The following is a 17310-nucleotide window of genomic DNA, read 5'->3' as shown; positions in this document are numbered from 1 at the left end:
GAGCTGCACTGCCTGTCGAACTTCAGCTTCCAGCGCGGTGCCTCCAGCGTCGATCAGCTGTTCGAGCGAGCCAAAACCATGGGCTATGAGGCGCTGGCCATCACCGATGAATGCACCCTCTCTGACATCGTGCGGGCCTGGCAGGCCTCAGAAAAGCATGACGTCCGGCTGATCGTCGGCGCGGAGTTTCAGGTCGCCCAGGGCCCCAAGCTGGTGGTGCTGGTGCAAGACCTACAGGGTTACCAGCATCTCTGCCGACTGATCACCCTCGCCCGCCGGCGCGCCGACAAGGGCAGTTACCGGCTGCTGCGCGAGGACCTCGACCAGGTCGCCGGCCTCGTAGCGCTCTGGGTACCGGCGCGGGACGCGGAGGCGGAGGCGGTGCGTTGGCTCTTGGCGGTGTTCCCGGACCGGCTATGGATTGCTACTGGGCTGCACTTCGACCAGAACGACCAGGTACGACTGCAGCAGCTGCAGCAGCTGGGTGTGGCCCTGCAGCTGCCGCTGGTAGCCGCCGGCGACGTGCACATGCACTGCCGCGGGCGCCGGGCCCTGCAGGACACCATCACCGCGATCCGCCATCACGTCCCAGTAGCTGAAGCCGGCCAGTTGCTCTTTCCGAACGGGGAGCGCCACCTGCGCACCCGTGAAGCCTTGGCGAGGTGCTATCCGCCCGAGCTGCTGGCGGAAACCCTGCGCGTCGCCGAGCGCTGCACCTTCAGTCTGGCCGAGCTGCGCTATCAGTACCCCAGCGAGGTGGTGCCGGAGGGTCACACGGCTACCAGCTGGCTGCGGGTGCTGACCGAAGAGGGCTGCGCCTGGCGCTGGCCCGAAGGCCTGTCTGATCGGCTGCGCGCCCAGATCGAAAAGGAGCTGCAGCTGATCGCCGACAAAGCCTATGAGAGTTACTTCCTGACGGTGCATGACATCGTCCGCTTCGCGCGGCAGCAGGGGATCCTCTGCCAGGGGCGCGGCTCGGCGGCCAACTCTGCGGTTTGTTTCGCACTAGGTATCACCGAGCTGGATCCGACCCGGATAAACCTGCTGTTCGAACGCTTCATCAGCCACGAGCGCGATGAGCCACCGGACATTGATGTCGACTTCGAGCATGACCGCCGGGAAGAGGTCATCCAGTACATCTTCCGCCGTTACGGTCGCCAGCGCGCCGCGCTCACTGCGGTGGTGTCCACCTACCACGCCGCTGGCGCCGTCCGGGACGTGGCCAAAGCTCTAGGCCTACCCCCAGACCAGATCACGGCGCTGGCGGACTGCTGCGGCCGTTGGACGGACAACCTACCGCCACCGGAGCGTCTTCGCGAATCGGGCTTCGATCCTGACAGCCCGCTGCTCCACCGGATTCTGGTGCTCACCGGTGAGCTGATTGGCTTCCCGCGGCACCTGTCGCAGCACCCGGGTGGTTTCGTCATCGCAGACCAGACACTAGATACCCTGGTGCCGGTGGAGAACGCCGCCATGGAGGGTAGGACGGTCATCCAGTGGGACAAGGACGACCTCGATGCCATGGGCCTGCTTAAGGTCGACATCCTCGCCTTGGGCATGCTCAGCGCCCTGCGCCGGTGCTTCGACTTGGTCAAAGGCTACCGGGGCGAGGAGCTGACGCTGGCGACCGTGCCTCAGGAGGACAAGCCCACCTACGCCATGATCAGCCGTGCGGACACCCTTGGCGTGTTCCAGATCGAGTCACGCGCCCAGATGGCCATGCTGCCGCGCCTGAAACCGCAGACTTTCTACGACTTGGTGATCGAGGTGGCCATCGTCCGGCCCGGCCCTATCCAGGGAGGGATGGTCCACCCGTATCTGCGCCGGCGGACCGGCCAAGAAGAAATCAGCTATCCGCCGGAGCTGGAGCGCGTCTTCGGCCGAACACTGGGCGTCCCGCTATTCCAAGAACAGGTGATGGAGCTCGCCATCCTTGCCGCCGACTACACCCCAGGCGAAGCCGATCAGCTGCGTCGCAGCATGGCGGCCTGGAAGCGCCATGGCGGGCTTGAGCCGCACCGGGAGCGGCTCACCTCGCGCATGCTCGCCAACGGCTACACCGCCGAGTACGCCGCGGACATCTTCCGCCAGATCGAGGGGTTCGGCAGCTATGGCTTTCCCGAGTCCCACGCGGCCAGCTTCGCGCTACTTACCTACGCCAGCTGCTGGCTCAAATGCCATGAGCCGGCGGCCTTCGCTGCGGCGCTGATCAACTCATACCCCATGGGTTTCTACAGCCCCGACCAGATCCTGCAGGACGCCCGGCGGCACCGGTTGCAGACACTGCCGGTGGACGCGACGTGCAGCGACTGGGACTGCAGCCTTAAGGCTGTCGCGGATAGCCGACAACCCGCCATCCGGATGGGGCTGCGTATGGTGCGAGGCCTCGCTGAGAAAGCCGGGCGCGCGGTTGAGCAGGCCCGCCGGCACCGGCCATTCTGCGATGTCACCGATCTGTGCCTGCGCGTTGGTCTTGATGCCAATGGGCGTGAGTGCCTGGCGGATGCTGGCGCGCTCCAACGCTTAGCGGGGCATCGCTTTCAGGCACGCTGGGCGATGGCTGCGATCGAGCCGCAATTGCCCCTCTTTGCCGAGGGCGCTGTCGTCGAGGAGGAGATCCAAGAGTTAGCCGCCCCGACGGTGGGTGAAGACCTCCATTCCGACTACGCCTCGCTGGGTACAACCCTAGGCCCCCACCCCCTAACCTTGCTACGTCCCAAGCTCTTGGCCCAGCGCCTTATGAGCTCTAGCGACCTTAAGGAGCGCCGCCATGGTCAGCCAGCCCGGATCGCTGGGCTAGTTGTCGGTCGGCAGCGCCCAGGCACCGCCAGCGGCGTAACCTTCGTAACGCTTGAGGATGAGTTTGGCATGGTGAATGTGGTGGTCTGGCGAACCCTCGCGGAGCGTCAACGGCGGGAGCTGGTAGCGTCCCAGCTTATGCGTGTGGATGGCACCATTGAGACGCGAGATGGCGTATTGCACGTCGTCGCAGGGCGCCTACAAGACATAAGCGAACTGTTGCAAGGGCTTGATACTCGTAGTCGGGATTTCCGATGAGCCCTATTGACTCAATGTTAACATTCGGTCTTCGCACCATCGGCATAGGCAACGAAGGGCACGGCATTTCTTTCCTCTTCGTTGCATCGAGCTAGGTTCGAGTGCCATCTGCTCCTGGCGCACCATCTGTGCCAGGTGTGCCGTTCGCACCAGGCGCTCCCCCTTTTCCTCCAGTGCCTCCTTTTCCAGGTACAGCACCACTGCCGCCTGCGCCGCCTGCACCACCAGCGCCACCTTTCTTAACTTGCTTAACGTGGCTGCGCTTGCTATGCCCCTGGTCTGAATAACCTGCAGTGTCGGAAATTTGAGGAGATGCAGTCTGTACAGTGGTTGAATTAGCAGCAAGCACCTGGTGGACGCTTCCCAACGCGATTAAGAGACATGCTGTCCGTATCGAATTATTCATCTAAAACCCTTTTGATACCGAAAATTAATTTGATCATAAAATTTTCTGAACGATCTACGTGCCTAATTAGACCGTGTCAAACTCGCAGCCCCACCTTGACGATTAATTAAGAAAAATCGCATTTTATAAATTAATTGATTTCTATCACACCTGTCCAAGCCGTGATTCAACGAAACGAAGTGTTCTGGATCCATACCATGCACTTTTCCTTATCTAAATGGGCCTATCTTTTTATCCTCAAATCAGGCTATAGCAAAGGGATATCAGGCGAGCGGTAAGCGTCAACCAGGCTTTATGACGACATCCCCCCTGGTCGCTTCGTATTGGCAGATGACGAAGACAGCGACAACATCTAGCGGCCCAAAGTGATCACCGATAGCGGTCTGGACGCTCCAATATCGCAATCAATACGTACTGGCCGACGTGCATGACTTTCAAGACGGCCAAATCACCTACCGAGCCACATTCGCACGCCTCTGAGTGAGACGCCTGAGAAAATTTAAAAAAAGTAGCTGAGCATTTCAATGCTGATATCCGCGTCATCAAGACGAGCGCAGGTATTTCAAACAAATACTTTCAGAGCTGACTAAAAATAGTAGCCAGCAGGCGGTTATGTGATCGGAGTATCAGCAACTACTAAAATTAATGCCTGGATATGGCAAAAACTATTATTCGACTAATTTAGAAAACATCAAACGGATTTTTTCAAAATCGACTTTATTGCCAAAAGAAGAACGGCGATGCGCACGTCTGGTTTTCCCAGTTGCCGCGGACCATGCTTTGGCTACCAGCCAATCTTGCTGCTCACGGCTAATACAGAATGTCGTTTCCCGGCCCATTAAATCGGCCAACATTTCTGCTAACGCTTGCCGTTCATCAAGCGTTAAATTGCTTGATACTATGAGCAGCTTCGACCCAAGGACAGCTTGAACAAGAGAAGATTTATTCATCAGCTTGACGATGCTCAACGGCCAAGAAATGCCAAATTTTTGTAAGCCTCTACAGCCCGACCCTACCGAACCATCTGTTAGATCCTATCACTTACTAAGGACTTTTATCACGACCCTGAAGATCGAATAACGGCCGCGATTTCGTTGGACTCTCTTACCAGAAACCTGCAACTGCAGCTAACAATCCAAAACAAATTGTTATGTTTGCAAGAAGGAGGACCACAACGGTAAATCGCATTTCGCGTCTTGTCATTATGAGTCAAATCGCCCCTCAGAATTTAATAGCAAAAGCCGCTCTGACCTATTAAAGTCGACAAGTATTTTGACTTAAAATTGATCACACCAAGACACTTGTGTACGTTTTGATTATATCACGCCTTGATTTGAAGAGCGCTAAGTGCCACTTTATATTAAATAGCAGCAATCACTAATAAACAAGTAGACTCAGCGGCGCGGCGGCCGCTTTTTAGTCCCTAATCAACCAGAACATAGAAACACCGGCGCATCATTTCTAAAGAAAGACAAAAGCAGGTACAGACCTTCCTGAACGAGCATTTTTTATAACCCAGCACGAAGTCGAGGGCGAGGGCGGTATGAAAAGCGAAAGCTAACTAGAGGATAAATTTCTACTGGAGTGATAATATGCCACCTGCTTTACCTCGATAGAAACCAATTTGGATATTCGGAAGGGTAAACACCCGCCGTTGCTGCCAAGGTACTAGCGCGGCGGACATATAAAGGGGCAGACTGAGATCAGAGAATGAACGCTATCGCAGCCAACGTAATAGATGGGTAGCTGACCTTATAGGAAAAGCCCCCGCCACTTCAGCCGTCATCCTAGACTTTGAATTTCCCAGTTATTCCCTGCAACCTCACGCTTATACGCGCCAACTCCATACTTGATGCCGCCGTCTCTTCACTCGCGGCTGCAGTCTGATTAGATATATCGCGAACATTAACCACACTACGATTAATCTCCTCTCCAACGGCGCTTTGCTGCTCTGCAGCGCATGCAATCTGATCATTCATAGACTCAATATTTTTCACCGCAGAGGTGATATGCCTAAGCATCTCACCCGCTTCACGCGATAGACCAACGCTGCTGTTAGTCAGCAGCATATTCTGCTCGAGCACCGTGGCCATGTGATCCGTACTTTCATTCAAAACCGTAATGAGCTGAGCAATTTCTTCAGTCGACGAGCGTGTACGCTGAGCAAGCCCACGTACCTCATCGGCGACGACGGCAAATCCTCGGCCGGCCTCGCCAGCACGAGCGGCCTCGATGGCGGCATTGAGAGCTAATAGATTGGTCTGGTCAGAAACGGCTTTGATGACGTCCAAGACACTACCTATGCCTTCGGCATGGCCGCGAAGCGCGGACATAGCAGACTTAGTTGAATCCATTTCACTGGCTAGCCGTTCGATTTGGACGACCGCTTTTTTGACAACCACATCGCCCTCTTGGGCTTGTTGGCTAGCATCAAGCGCCGACTTTGCCGCTAGAGCCGCGTTACGCGCGACCTCTTGGGTAGAGGCCGTCATTTCCTGCATTGCTGTGGCGATCTGATCAGTCTCAATTTTTTGAGAATGGACGCCAGCACTAGTCTGCTCCGTAACTGCAGACAACTGCTCTGCAGCACTAGCTACCTGTATAACGCTATCACCCATCTCGCTGATCAGACCACGCAAATTGAAAGTCATACGCTGCATGCTGGTCTGCAGCACGCCCAGCTCGTCCTTACGCGTTACGTTCAACTGATGTGTGAAATCTCCGGAGGCGACGTTTTTCAATAAGTCAACTGTCTGTCTCAATGGCAAGACAATAGAGCGCGTGATCAACCAAGCGCTTAGTAAGGCCAAGACAACTGCGAGACTTAGCCATATCAATAGTCGCTGGCGAGCATCAGCAACGTCGGAATTCTGAAGCTCCGCCTGAATCGCTGTGAGTTTGTCCGTTATAGAAAGAACAGAAGCAATAGATGCTGTAACGCCACCTTGCGCTGCCTCCACTCTGGCTTGTAAACCAGCTAACTCATCTAGGCGCTTTCTGTATTCTGAGACTGTATCAGCAAGGCCCTGAACGGCTTCGTCCGGCAGATCGCTTTTGTCAAGTGCTTCTACCTGCTTTAAGGCGCTATCGATGGCCGTGCGAGCAATGCTTTCGGCTTCAATGCTCGGTTGCACCGCGTAACCATGCAGTCCTATTCGCATTCGTTGTATTCCAAGCGATAGGGCTGCTAGCTGCTGACGGACGTGGTAGTTGCCTGACTCACCATCTGCAACATCTTCAAGAGATGAAATCTGCGTGTTAGCTGTTTCTGCTGATGCCGTTGCAGCTCGTTGCGCTACATTGCGTTCTTGGGTAGCTAAAACTGCAGCATGCAGAAAGCTACGATAGCGTTTAAGCGTTTCTTCTGCTTCGCTTAGCAAAGCTTTATTCATCGGCGACCGAAAGTTAGGAGCGATTGTCTGAAGTTGAATTTCAGTTTTTTCAAGAGCGGACAACCATTTCGCAGCCTGCGTGTCGTCGGCCTTAATGAAATATACTACACGCTCTGTGCGCATGTCTCTCGCTATTGAACTAAAGCTTGCAACCTGGCTAGTTCGTTCATTGCGGCCACGCAAGATATCAGTAGTTTCCCATGCGGTATAAGCCACGAGCAATATCATGCCTATCAGCAAGGAAAAGCCTAGCGTTAGCTTAGTACGAACACTGATGTTATCAAGGGAGGGCCAGCCACTAGGATGCATCGAGATTACCTGAATGTATGATGCCGCTAGGCAAGGGGGCAAAGTCCTTTAAACCGCAAAATTACTCAAACGCACAATAATTCCGGGCAATACTCCGAAACTTCAAACTCAAAAAAACAACCTCTTACTCTCGATCGAGCAGTACCATGAAAATATTACTACTTTAAAATAGCCGTTAGCCTTGTTACGGAGATGACAAACTAGTCACCTTAAAGGCTATCTAGATCACCAAAGCAGACATGGCAAATTAAGCCAACATCGGAAGCTACGCTACTAAGAAAATGGTCTCTTAGGCTCTGCTTCATTAATGGGTAAAAAGACCGCCGCCGTTTCCGCAATCAAGTCAGCGCTTTTTTCCAGTAGCATCTGTATAGACCTAATAAGAGCATCAAAATCTTTATCGCTGCACTCTATTAGCCTCAGCGCATTATGGTGCTCCAAGAGTTCTTTATGGAGCCGAATTAGCTCAGCACGTGTCTCAAGTTCTTTTTCGTTTAACATAGTATGACCTCAAATGACTCGCCAGCGAGCTATTAATTGCACTACGCTCATCTGACTATATATTAAATTTATATAAAATGGCCAGACACCGAGCCTAACTAATCAATCAAGCATCATAATAAGCAATATAATAAAAAATAAAACCCGAGAGCCTATTAGGCAGAAAGCCAAATCCGCCAAAGCAAGATCATTCATTTATAACAATTTAATTCACGCAATGACATTAGGTACTAAGACCTTTGAAACCCGATGGACCGAACGAGCACAGCCATAAATCCCCTTTTCGTGGTCATAAAAATTTAATAATTACTCGACGCCAAGATTGCCTTTCTTGAGCAATTACTCAAAAAGCAATAGTACAAATGCACTATATTTCTCCTAGTGGCACGATGATCTCATAGCCTCCAGCATAGCTGGGATAGACTTACACCACGATGATAGGTTATAGGCAGCTCCTTTTTCTTAACTTTACTGAAAAATACTTTTACTTTTCTCTGTGCTCGCTGCGCACACTAAACAATCTATTAATATCCGCCACGTAAGTTTCGCGCCTTGAAGAGCATACCGACAAGCTTATCTCCTTCGTACAAAAGGAGTATTTATCTCCTTTTCCATTTGATAGGAAGCTAAAATTTTGACGTCATTGAGATAAGCAATGACTAAGCAGACTAGCGAGTTCAACTCCCTAGATAGTGCATCGACAAGAACGTCAACTTCTACTTCATGATAATTCAATCTGGGTGCATACTCGATGCATCGTGCGAAGAAGAAGTGACCAACGTCCTTTCGGCCGGAATGGTCTAGATGACCTTCCTCCACGAGGATTCGTATGAAGGCTACCAAATATGCCAGCAGCGGTATGCATCTAGCACGCAAAGACGATCGAAGATTTCGTTTTGTTAAACGCACTTTTCGCTTTATAGACTCGTGCCAGAAACCCGTTCGAAGCTTGCCATCTACCGCCTATGCCGAGTTTCGACGCCAGAGGCAATCCCAGAGTAATTTTCGAGCTGACACTAATCCTAGAAGGCAGGTACTGTTGAGATGAATCCAAGCGTTTCGGCGGTTACAATAAAGAACGAAGAAGAACTACAAGCCTACTATGATCAGTGCGGACTGGCTCCGGATATTATCCTGCCAAAAGCAGTAGCAATCGATTACAGGAAGACTACTTATCTCATTAACGATTTATTCTTGTGTTCAACACAGAGCTCAAGCGGATGGGGATTCCGATAACAGCAAGAAACCAATGTTTATTTTCTCTCGTTCACAACCGAAGGGATGTCTGAATGGCAGATGCGGAATGCTGAAGCGGTGCAATGCGTTCGCCAGCTCTGCGTCGTCGATAGCAGCCGTTTGATTACTGGCCAATTTAAAGCCGGAACGACGACTGAGACCATTATACTCTCGAGTGATCTGCTGCACGGCGAGATGGGGGTATTACAAGGCTTTCCCTGCCAAGACCGCTGGGATTTTTCGCCCATGATAATTTTGGGATCTGAAGCTTGGTATGGGATTGCTAGCGTCGCTCAAGCTTTAAGGGCCAACATCGGAAAACCCGCATTCACATCACCGATCGCCGTAGCCCATTTGCGACAAGCATTACTTAGCACCATTCTTGAAAGAGTACCGCATAATTATACGGAGTCGTTACGAGGCAAAAGACTCGAGGTCCTTCCTGGAGCACTACGGCGAGCATTAGACTTCATGCTGGCAAAGGCAGATACGCCCATAGGACTGACCGAAGTCGCGCTAGCAGCCGGTACAAGCGGTCGGAACCTTCAGCTTCTTTTCAAAGCCTATCGGGGGAATGACGCCACTGGCGGTACTTCGGGATATTCGGCTACAACGCTGTCGTGAGGCCTTTCTGAACGCTGATGAATGTGATTCAATTACAGAGATAGCCTTTCGATGGGGGTTCACTAATCGCTATTTCTTCACGCGTTATTACGGAACTAGATTTGGTGAAACACCAAAAGAAACGCTACTAAGAAAACGTAAATTCTAAAGTTCACAGATGGACGTAGCATAGGCATTGATGCGCTGGGCGTCAGCAGCACTGATACCGGCCTGGCCGCAGGGCTTGCTCCATAGCGCGGCGAGCGCCGCGACCATCTTCAGGGCCGGCCGTGAAGTGATAGGCATCGCCGCTGGTGATGTCGCCTACAAGCTCGGCCAGCGGGTGCGCGCCGCCCGCGAGGACATGCTCGCGCGTCTCTATCACGAGCTGCCCAGCACCCTCGCCCATGACGAAGCCGTCGCGATCGCTGTCGAAAGGGCGGGATACCTCCTGCGGGCCGTCGTTGAATCCAGTGAACAAAGCCCAAGCGGCGGCGAAGCTCCCTAGGCTGATGCGATTGATAGCAGCCTAGGCGCCGCCGCAGAGCGCGATGTCCGCCTTAACACTACGGATTAACCGCGCCGCTTTATTGATAGCTGTACACTGGCCGCGCAGGCAGTGATAGGTGCTCCCAGCTGACCATCGAAACCATACTGGATCGATACGTTGCCCGTCCCATGTTGGCTAGAAAGGACAGCGCTGTAAGAGGCTAGAGACGACCTGGACCTTTGTCATCGGCGGCCCGCACGGTCTCTGCAATGACACGAAAGTAACCGCCCCCGGAAGCGATGATGGTTGCTGTACTTTGCGCTCCACTTCTTCTATAGAGTGCCAACCGGGGATAAGGCTAAAGTAAGCATTTAACTTCGCAACTCGATGGCACTTGCCGAATAGATATCGCTACTCACCTAGTAGCCTAATTTCTATGCTTAGCGTTCCATTTCGCTATATCTGCGTCATGTTCAGCGAGCTTCGCATCTTTATGCGCTTCCCCATCCCTAACAGCTGCAGCGTGCGCGTCAGCATTAGCCGCTCGATAGCTGCCATCTAGCTTTGCTACGTCTGCGGAATGCTTATCCCGTGCAGCTTCGATACGGCGAACATCGGCACTATGCTCTGCCGAGCGTTCCGATGTCTCATGAAGGCTGGATGACTGCGCGCTTGCCTGAATAGAAAAAAGCATAGCACCGCCAAAAAAAAGACCTAATGGAACAGTGAACAATGATTTCATCTCGATCACCTTTACTTTTCGGAAAATTCAGCCGATTGAATGCAGTCACCATCAATACTACCCAAAGGTCCGACCTCGTCAATACGAAAAATGTGTCTCACGTAAAATCTCTTGAGTTATAGGACTTTGATCTTAAATTTCACAAAAAAATTAGACATGTTAATGTATCCATAAGGCTTCCGTAGTATGGCCACCCATTTTGCGGTTTCCCCCCTGCTTCGCAGATTCATTCCTATAGCTGACCTTTAGTGATCTGACGCTTAAAGAACGTAAGTGATAGCAAACTAACAATCTACAAAAAAAGCGGAACAACTACTAAAAAACGAAATTTATGTTAAAAACGCCTGAGATATCAGCTGACTATTTCTAGTTTCAGATGCTAACTTCTTCCCAATGACCTCATCTCAACCCCTAATCGTTTGACCTAACGAATTGACCCCTTGGTGACGAATGTTCTGAGGCAGCAGAACCTAACTCACTTTAAAAAATTCTGGAATGAGTACCTTATAAAAAGAGATAAAAAAGAACGTACTTCCTAGCGACTCACGTACGTTCACCCCGATCTTATTAAAAAGGCGCCTAGCTTATACATAAACGTACTAGTAACGTGTGAATTTTAGATTATACATCTACAATATTCTGAGGCGACGCTATATTGGAAGCGCGCTCAGCTTGCCGCTCATCTCTATATCTTAAATAAAATTGAAATTAAAAAATTTACGCCTTTTTAAAGGAGAGCACCGATGTTCAATACGAGTCATAAGAAAAAAATCATTCATCTTGAAACTGAGCTGAACGCCAATTTAAGTTTAACCCGAGCATTTGAACGTTCAATGGCCGTTATCGAGTTTGATGTTGGCGGAACGATCCTACGTGCCAATAATAACTATCTTGGTCTCTCTGGCTACCGTGCTGAGGTTCTGGTAGGTCAGCATCACCGCCGCTTGTGTCCAGATACCGTAGTGCAAAATCGAGATTACGCGGAATTTTGGGCCCGTTTAAGCCGCGGAGAGTTCGTGTCAGGAACATTCCAGAGACCAGATGCGCAAGGCCACATTCTGTGGCTGGAGGCCAGCTACAATCCAATTCCCGACGTTAATGGTAATATCGTCAAGATAATAACATATGCACTCGACGTTACCCGCCGAGTTAAACTTAATAATGAAGACAGAAGCAAACTCGAGGCATTGGACCAGGCTCTCGCGCGCATAGAATTTGATCTTGAAGGGCGCATTCTTACAGCAAACGAAAACTTCCTATCGACGGTAGGATACAGCCTTGGTGAGATCCAAGGCCAGCATCACAGACTATTCTGCGACCCTCGGCTAATCAATAGCGAAAATTATGTGGACTTTTGGCGCCGTCTCAACGCCGGAGAACTCTTTCGCGGTCAGTTCAAGCGATTTGGCAAGCACAGCCGAACTGTATGGCTTGAGGCCAGCTACAACCCGGTATATGACGTTAGGGGCCGACTCTATAAAATAGTTAAGTACGCCAGCGACATTACTGAGCGAGTCGAAAAAAATGAAAGTGATGGACGTAGCGCATCTCGCGCCTACCATATTTCGGCAGAGACCGAAAAAGTTGCAGAACATGGAACTCAAATTATACAAGCAGCAGCTAGCGAGATGTGCGAGATCGCGGAAAATGTGTCGCTCGGCAACTGAAATCGCTCAATTAGGCGCACGTTCAGAACAGATAACCGCCATTGTTAAAACGATCCGTGGCATCGCAGATCAAACAAATCTACTTGCCCTTAACGCGGCCATTGAAGCTGCCCGCGCTGGCGATCAAGGCCGCGGATTCGCAGTGGTAGCAGATGAAGTTCGCCAATTAGCAGGGCGAACCAGCAGTGCAACTACCGAAATTGCCGAGATGATCAGCAAGATTCTTAGCGAAACACGGCAGGCGATCATTAGCATGGAAAGTACCCAGGGCCGCGCTCTGAAGGGCGTAGAGCTGGCGGACCAAGCAGGTGCGGTGATCGTGCAGATTCGTGATGGAGCCAGTGATGCGTTGGAAGCCGTAAGCATGTTTGCAAACAAAATTGATGAGTCTGAAATTATTTCCAACGCCGCCCTCGGTCAGGCGGATCGTTAGTCTAAGACGGTAATCTTGCTTGTCTTACTCTCGCATGGAGCTTAACCTACAAATGGAAGATGCTATCGACATTTTGATAACCGCATTTCCCACGTATTCTTGCATTGCTGTGCCACGTCGATCCATAGGCTCACTCGACTTCATCCTAGCAAGCTATTCTGCCGAGCTACATATTAAGAAATCCATCTCCTTTTGCGATCTCAAATGCGCAGGAGCACTAGCTCGCTTCATTAAGGATATAAATTCCGACCTTTCTATACAGGTGATGACCCATATATAAAAGGCTACTTTCCCACAGCTCAGCTATTTTCCTAAATGGTACAGGCAAACCCCTTGCGAAAGGCGCGGCTGAAATGGGCCGAATCGGTGAAGCCCTAGCGATACGTAATCTCGGGAATAAAGGTGCGCTGGAGCATAGGGCTACTGAGGTCGGCGGCGCTGCGCTCCAGTTGAGAACACATGATGGACTAGCAGATGCTGTCGCGCATTTCGAACGCCTAGTAGAGATTGCGCACCGAGACGCCCAATTCTTGGGCCAGCCAGCTGGGTGACAGCAGCGGCCGCCCCAGCGAGGCTTCGATCATGGCTAGGGCATTGAGCTTGAGACCGTTCAGGGCTTGGTAACGCCCTCCAGCGGAAGATTACGCCGATGATCGAGGGCTGGAGTCAGCAGCGCATGCAGTCCTTTGCTCAGGGCAGTCCCCCATTCCGGGGTAGCGGCCTGCAGGTCGAGATGTGTGACCTAGCTGACCAGGGAGCGAAGCAGCGGAGTGGTCAGACCCGAGTTCGGTAGCTTGCCGAATCGCGGATCGCCTCTGGCTAGCCGTCTTCCTTGCGCTTGGCGATCCAAGTGGAAGGAGGTATGGCGGATTAGTACACAGGTCAGGATGTCGCAACCGAATTCTGGGCACATCAGCGCGATGTCGCCGGGGCGGAATTGGACTGCCTCACCCTGATGGCGCAGCACTGAGCGCTCGGCCTTCTGGACTATGAGAAAGCAGGTACGGTCATCCACCTGATCGCTTAGTGGACGCTCGCAGGCGATATGCGCGGCATTGATGTTGATCGTGGTGTCTTCGAAGCGCCGATGTAGATGTGCAAGATCTTGCCGATGAAAAACGAGTGCGCGGGCGCCAAGCCGGACTGGCAGCGGCCGCATCCCGACTGCAGCCTGTGTCCAGTCGGCGAAATCATGCAACAGGACCTGTTGGGTCATCTCGTTCTGTAATTTCTTGATACACCTCAATCTTAGTCATAAGATGTCGTAACACTAACAACAAGATGGGGTTTCCCTATGCACCTAGGCATTCGCACCTTAAGTTGCGCTATCGCAGCCCTTGTTACGCTGCAAGTCCAGGCCGCTACAGATGCATACATCGCAAGTCCGGACGATGGTCTCATTTCGCACTATCGCCTTGAGGACAAGACTGGTGCGCTAAAGCTGCTGGCCCAGACACCCGCCGGTACCCAAGTCGGTCCCCTCGCACTCAGTCCCAGTGGCCAGACTCTCTACGCGGCGCTGCGTAGCAAGCCCTATACGGTCAAGAGCTACCATATTGACCACGAAACTGGCGCACTTGAGGCGGCCGGTCAGGCACCGTTGGCGGAAAGCCTCGCGTATCTGGCCACGGACCACAGCGGTCGCTGGCTACTAGGCGCCTCCTACGGCGGGGATCTGCTAAGCACCCAACCCCTTGATGATCGTGGCCAGCCGGCAAGTGATATTCGGATTACGGCCACCGGACCCCATGCGCATTCGATCCGCACCGATCCATCCAACCGTTTTGCCTATGCAGGAAACCTCGGTAATGATCATGTGCTCCAGTACCGCTTTGCTGATGGTGTGCTAACACCTATTGGTCAGGGCTTCGTCCAACTGCCCGCCGGTACCGGACCGCGCCATCTGGCTTTCTCGAAGAATGGTCGGTTTGTCTACGTCGTCGGCGAGATGAGCGGGACGGTTACTGGCTTCGCCATCAACCCGGAAACCGGCGCCCTTAGCCAAGTCGATTCGGCGTCCGGCATTCCTGCGTCGCTGAATTTAGCCCATGGCCTCGTACGAGATGCGAGCACGCACAACCTTGAGGGCGATCCCACTAGACGCATCTGGGCAGCTGACCTTCGTATGTCGCCGGATGGAACGCTCCTAATGATGAGCGAAAGGACTAGCAGCAGCGTCTCGGCGTTTCAGTTGGATGCCGCTAACGGCCATATTAAATTCCTTGGGAACCACCCGGTCCAAGAACAGCAGCCTCGAAACCTGGCTTTCTCTCCAGACGGCCGCTGGCTTCTAGTGACAGGTGAAAAGAGCGCAACCGTGGGCAGCTATTCAGTAGGTGCCGGTGGCTCTCTGCGACGCGTCTCCGAAGCGCCGTCAGGCAAGGGAGCGCTTTGGATAGAGATCGGTCAGAGCGGACCCAACTGACGTAAAAAATGGCAAAGCTTGTGACAGATGAGGTGACGATCGAGGCGCTCAGCGGGTCGTCCGCTGAGTGCTTTGGAGCGTGGATGAAGATAAATACAATCTGGGCGCAGTTGTGTATTTGCTTGAGTGCGCCGACACCTCCTTTGCCAGGCGCAGCAACGCTTCTACCTCCACCAACCGCCCCGGCAGACCAACCAGCTCCATGAAGCGTCACCTGCTGCCTCTGCTCCACAAGCGCCAAACTTTTCGTTGTGACTGACCTACTACGCGCGCTCTGGCGTTTTACCTGAGTACTGGTACTGGCAATTCGCGGCACGATAGGCGAATCTGAGAGAAATGCGTGATGCGTGGCTCCTAAACCGACGAAAAAGAACCCTGCTTCAGCCTCTGATTTGAATACCTTGATAAGAGTGAATCATCCCCTACTGCGTTGGCTTATATCGCTATCGCATCGATAGCTAGATCGCTGCACATCCTTGAGTTCATTGACCAACCAATTACTTACTGAGAGAACAGATCCAGTACTACCACCAGGTAGGGTCATCCTTCACTGGCCACAGGCCGTCTCGTTTAGGGCTATGCAACAAACCCGTGTCAGCGGTTCGCTTCGTATTGCTAGCTACTGCAGTTCTGTGTCGTTACGTATTACCTCGACCGTCATGTCGATGAAGGCGCGCACCTTTCGGTTAACGTGCCGGCCTTCCCGGTGCACAACGTGGATCGGCACCGCCATGTCCCTGCACTCGGCCGAAATAGGCAAAGGTCAGATCCCGGTGGTGGGTGATCTACCCGACGGTTAGGCGGACATAAGGCGCGGACTGCTGGCCGCCTCCGTGCTCCAAGACCCACGAGGCCAGAACGTGCAGGCGGTGCAATCCGCGCTAAGGTTGCTCCGGAAGGTAACCGGTCCAAGCGAATGCCTGATTGCCTTACGAGCTGATCACGCCCGGTAAACTGCCGGATTACACCGCTCGTTTCAAGTAGCGACTGGGAGCGCGCCAGCCTGAACAAGGTAGCGTCTCGAAATCGTGCGGGTCGCTGCCGGAAAGAGCGATCGCCCTGCAGGACCACCCCCTCGAAGGCTGAAAACCAACTCCCGGGGCAGCTTAGCACCAGGTCCAACGGTAGGAAGGCTTTAATGCTGCTCCCTTGCTCCACTGGCGCCGCTCCCCCAACGTTACGGCCAGTCTTTCACCAGCGACCGGAAGTAAAGGGTGAAGATAAGTCGTACATCCATGAGCGGCGCGAAGATGTCTTGGTCACGAAGGATGCCAGCCAGCGTACCGCGAAACAGGCTATGCAGCTGTAGGCTGGCGCTTCTCGGTGTCACCGCAGCATGCAAGCGCTGCCGTTGACCGTCGAAGAGGCGCTCGACGAGCACTACGAATTCGCGGGTCAAGGCATTTTCCCGCTGTTCGACTTCATGCAGTTCCAGAGTAAATTCGCAACGGTGCATCAGGATGGTCATGACACGACGCTCCCGTCCCGGCCGAACGAATTTTTCCATGCACTCTACGCAAAATTCGTAAAGCCTTATCAGGCAATCGCCGTCCCCATCCGCACTCAACTGATGGGCAACTTCGTCCAGCGGAATGCGGATGCGATTTAGCATCTCATAGACCAGCTGCGCCTTGTCCATGAAGTGCTAATACACCGCTCCTCGAGTGAACCCGCATTCTCTGGCGATCATTTCGAGGCTGGTGCGTGAAACACCATTGGTGATAAACAGCGCCTCGGCTGCGTCCAGGATAGTCTGCCGGTTGTACTCAGCGTCTTCTTTCGTACGGCGCATAGTTCTCATGTTTCAACGGTATCTGGTTTCGCCAGCTAAGCGTTTAGAAGATCGTTTACAACCACTCTTGCATGTATGCTTTTACGCGCCAACTTTCGGTATCTGCGCGCTTGCACGCCCTAAGATCCTACTCACGTGCCACCTGCCGATTCGCCGTGTGAGTGCGTAGGGGAAGATGACCGGTGGCTAAAAAAACAGGAAGAGCGAGCTTCTCTTCCTGGCGGACTCAATCTTTATCTGAAACGACGAAGGGAAAC

The 17310-nt window shown here is 52.8% G+C and carries 11 protein-coding genes and 3 pseudogenes; 6 read left to right on the top strand and 8 right to left on the bottom strand.

The window, feature by feature from the left end; all coding sequences use genetic code 11:
• The first annotated feature begins 3 nt into the window (after positions 1 to 3).
• Entirely contained in the window at positions 4 to 3057 is a 3054-nt protein-coding gene (locus tag OMP44_RS14905) for an error-prone DNA polymerase (RefSeq protein ID WP_280309619.1), read from the top strand.
• 1074 nt (positions 3058 to 4131) lie between these two features.
• Here OMP44_RS14905 and OMP44_RS14900 read toward each other — a convergent pair.
• The 3 genes and pseudogenes from OMP44_RS14900 to OMP44_RS25060 all read right to left on the bottom strand — a co-directional run.
• The gene (locus OMP44_RS14900; protein ID WP_280309293.1) at positions 4132 to 4413 is read right to left on the bottom strand and encodes a hypothetical protein; all 282 of its coding nucleotides are present in this window, start codon (positions 4411 to 4413) and stop codon (positions 4132 to 4134) included.
• 837 nt (positions 4414 to 5250) lie between these two features.
• The gene (locus OMP44_RS25065; RefSeq protein WP_431312658.1) at positions 5251 to 6081 is read right to left on the bottom strand and encodes a methyl-accepting chemotaxis protein; all 831 of its coding nucleotides are present in this window, start codon (positions 6079 to 6081) and stop codon (positions 5251 to 5253) included.
• A 27-nt stretch (positions 6082 to 6108) separates the two neighbouring features.
• Positions 6109 to 7083, bottom strand: a pseudogene (locus OMP44_RS25060) (methyl-accepting chemotaxis protein); the annotation flags it as partial.
• A 1863-nt stretch (positions 7084 to 8946) separates the two neighbouring features.
• Here OMP44_RS25060 and OMP44_RS14890 point away from each other — a divergent pair.
• The gene (locus tag OMP44_RS14890; RefSeq protein WP_280309289.1) at positions 8947 to 9525 is read left to right on the top strand and encodes a hypothetical protein; all 579 of its coding nucleotides are present in this window, start codon (positions 8947 to 8949) and stop codon (positions 9523 to 9525) included.
• Complete coding sequence (locus tag OMP44_RS25055; RefSeq protein WP_431312649.1) at positions 9476 to 9673, top strand: helix-turn-helix domain-containing protein; 198 nt, start codon at positions 9476 to 9478, stop codon at positions 9671 to 9673. Before OMP44_RS14890 ends, OMP44_RS25055 begins: the two co-directional genes overlap by 50 nt.
• Before the next feature lie 11 nt (positions 9674 to 9684).
• Here OMP44_RS25055 and OMP44_RS14885 read toward each other — a convergent pair.
• Together OMP44_RS14885 and OMP44_RS14880 are read right to left on the bottom strand one after the other, a co-directional pair.
• A pseudogene (locus OMP44_RS14885) lies at positions 9685 to 10313 on the bottom strand (beta-ketoacyl synthase N-terminal-like domain-containing protein); the annotation flags it as partial.
• Between the two features lie 108 nt (positions 10314 to 10421).
• Positions 10422 to 10736 carry a hypothetical protein gene (locus OMP44_RS14880; RefSeq protein ID WP_280309287.1) on the bottom strand — a complete coding sequence of 105 codons (315 nt, stop codon included), beginning with the start codon at positions 10734 to 10736 and terminating at the stop codon, positions 10422 to 10424.
• Positions 10737 to 11479: 743 nt separating this feature from the next.
• Here OMP44_RS14880 and OMP44_RS14875 point away from each other — a divergent pair.
• Together OMP44_RS14875 and OMP44_RS25050 are read left to right on the top strand one after the other, a co-directional pair.
• Positions 11480 to 12403, top strand: a complete 924-nt coding sequence (locus OMP44_RS14875) for a PAS domain-containing protein (RefSeq protein ID WP_431312648.1) — start codon at positions 11480 to 11482, stop codon at positions 12401 to 12403.
• A gap of 16 nt (positions 12404 to 12419) precedes the next feature.
• Positions 12420 to 12836, top strand: a pseudogene (locus OMP44_RS25050) (methyl-accepting chemotaxis protein); the annotation flags it as partial.
• A 742-nt stretch (positions 12837 to 13578) separates the two neighbouring features.
• On the opposite strand, the gene OMP44_RS14870 reads toward OMP44_RS25050, so the two are convergent.
• Positions 13579 to 14052, bottom strand: a complete 474-nt coding sequence (locus tag OMP44_RS14870; protein ID WP_280309285.1) for a helix-turn-helix domain-containing protein — start codon at positions 14050 to 14052, stop codon at positions 13579 to 13581.
• 78 nt (positions 14053 to 14130) lie between these two features.
• Here OMP44_RS14870 and OMP44_RS14865 point away from each other — a divergent pair, with 78 nt between their 5' ends.
• Positions 14131 to 15261 (top strand): lactonase family protein, encoded by a 1131-nt coding sequence (locus tag OMP44_RS14865; protein ID WP_280309283.1) that lies wholly within the window; start codon positions 14131 to 14133, stop codon positions 15259 to 15261.
• Positions 15262 to 16438: 1177 nt separating this feature from the next.
• Here OMP44_RS14865 and OMP44_RS14855 read toward each other — a convergent pair.
• Positions 16439 to 16900 carry a TetR family transcriptional regulator gene (locus tag OMP44_RS14855; protein WP_280309281.1) on the bottom strand — a complete coding sequence of 154 codons (462 nt, stop codon included), beginning with the start codon at positions 16898 to 16900 and terminating at the stop codon, positions 16439 to 16441.
• Positions 16901 to 16906: 6 nt separating this feature from the next.
• The gene (locus tag OMP44_RS14850; protein WP_280309279.1) at positions 16907 to 17053 is read right to left on the bottom strand and encodes a TetR family transcriptional regulator; all 147 of its coding nucleotides are present in this window, start codon (positions 17051 to 17053) and stop codon (positions 16907 to 16909) included.
• Positions 17054 to 17310: the final 257 nt, after the last annotated feature.

The sequence above is a fragment of the Pseudomonas flavocrustae genome, assembly GCF_029872515.1.
GTDB lineage: Bacteria > Pseudomonadota > Gammaproteobacteria > Pseudomonadales > Pseudomonadaceae > Chryseomonas > Chryseomonas aestiva.
Note: the sequence above shows the minus strand (reverse complement) of the source record. Positions and strands in the feature narration are given on the sequence as shown.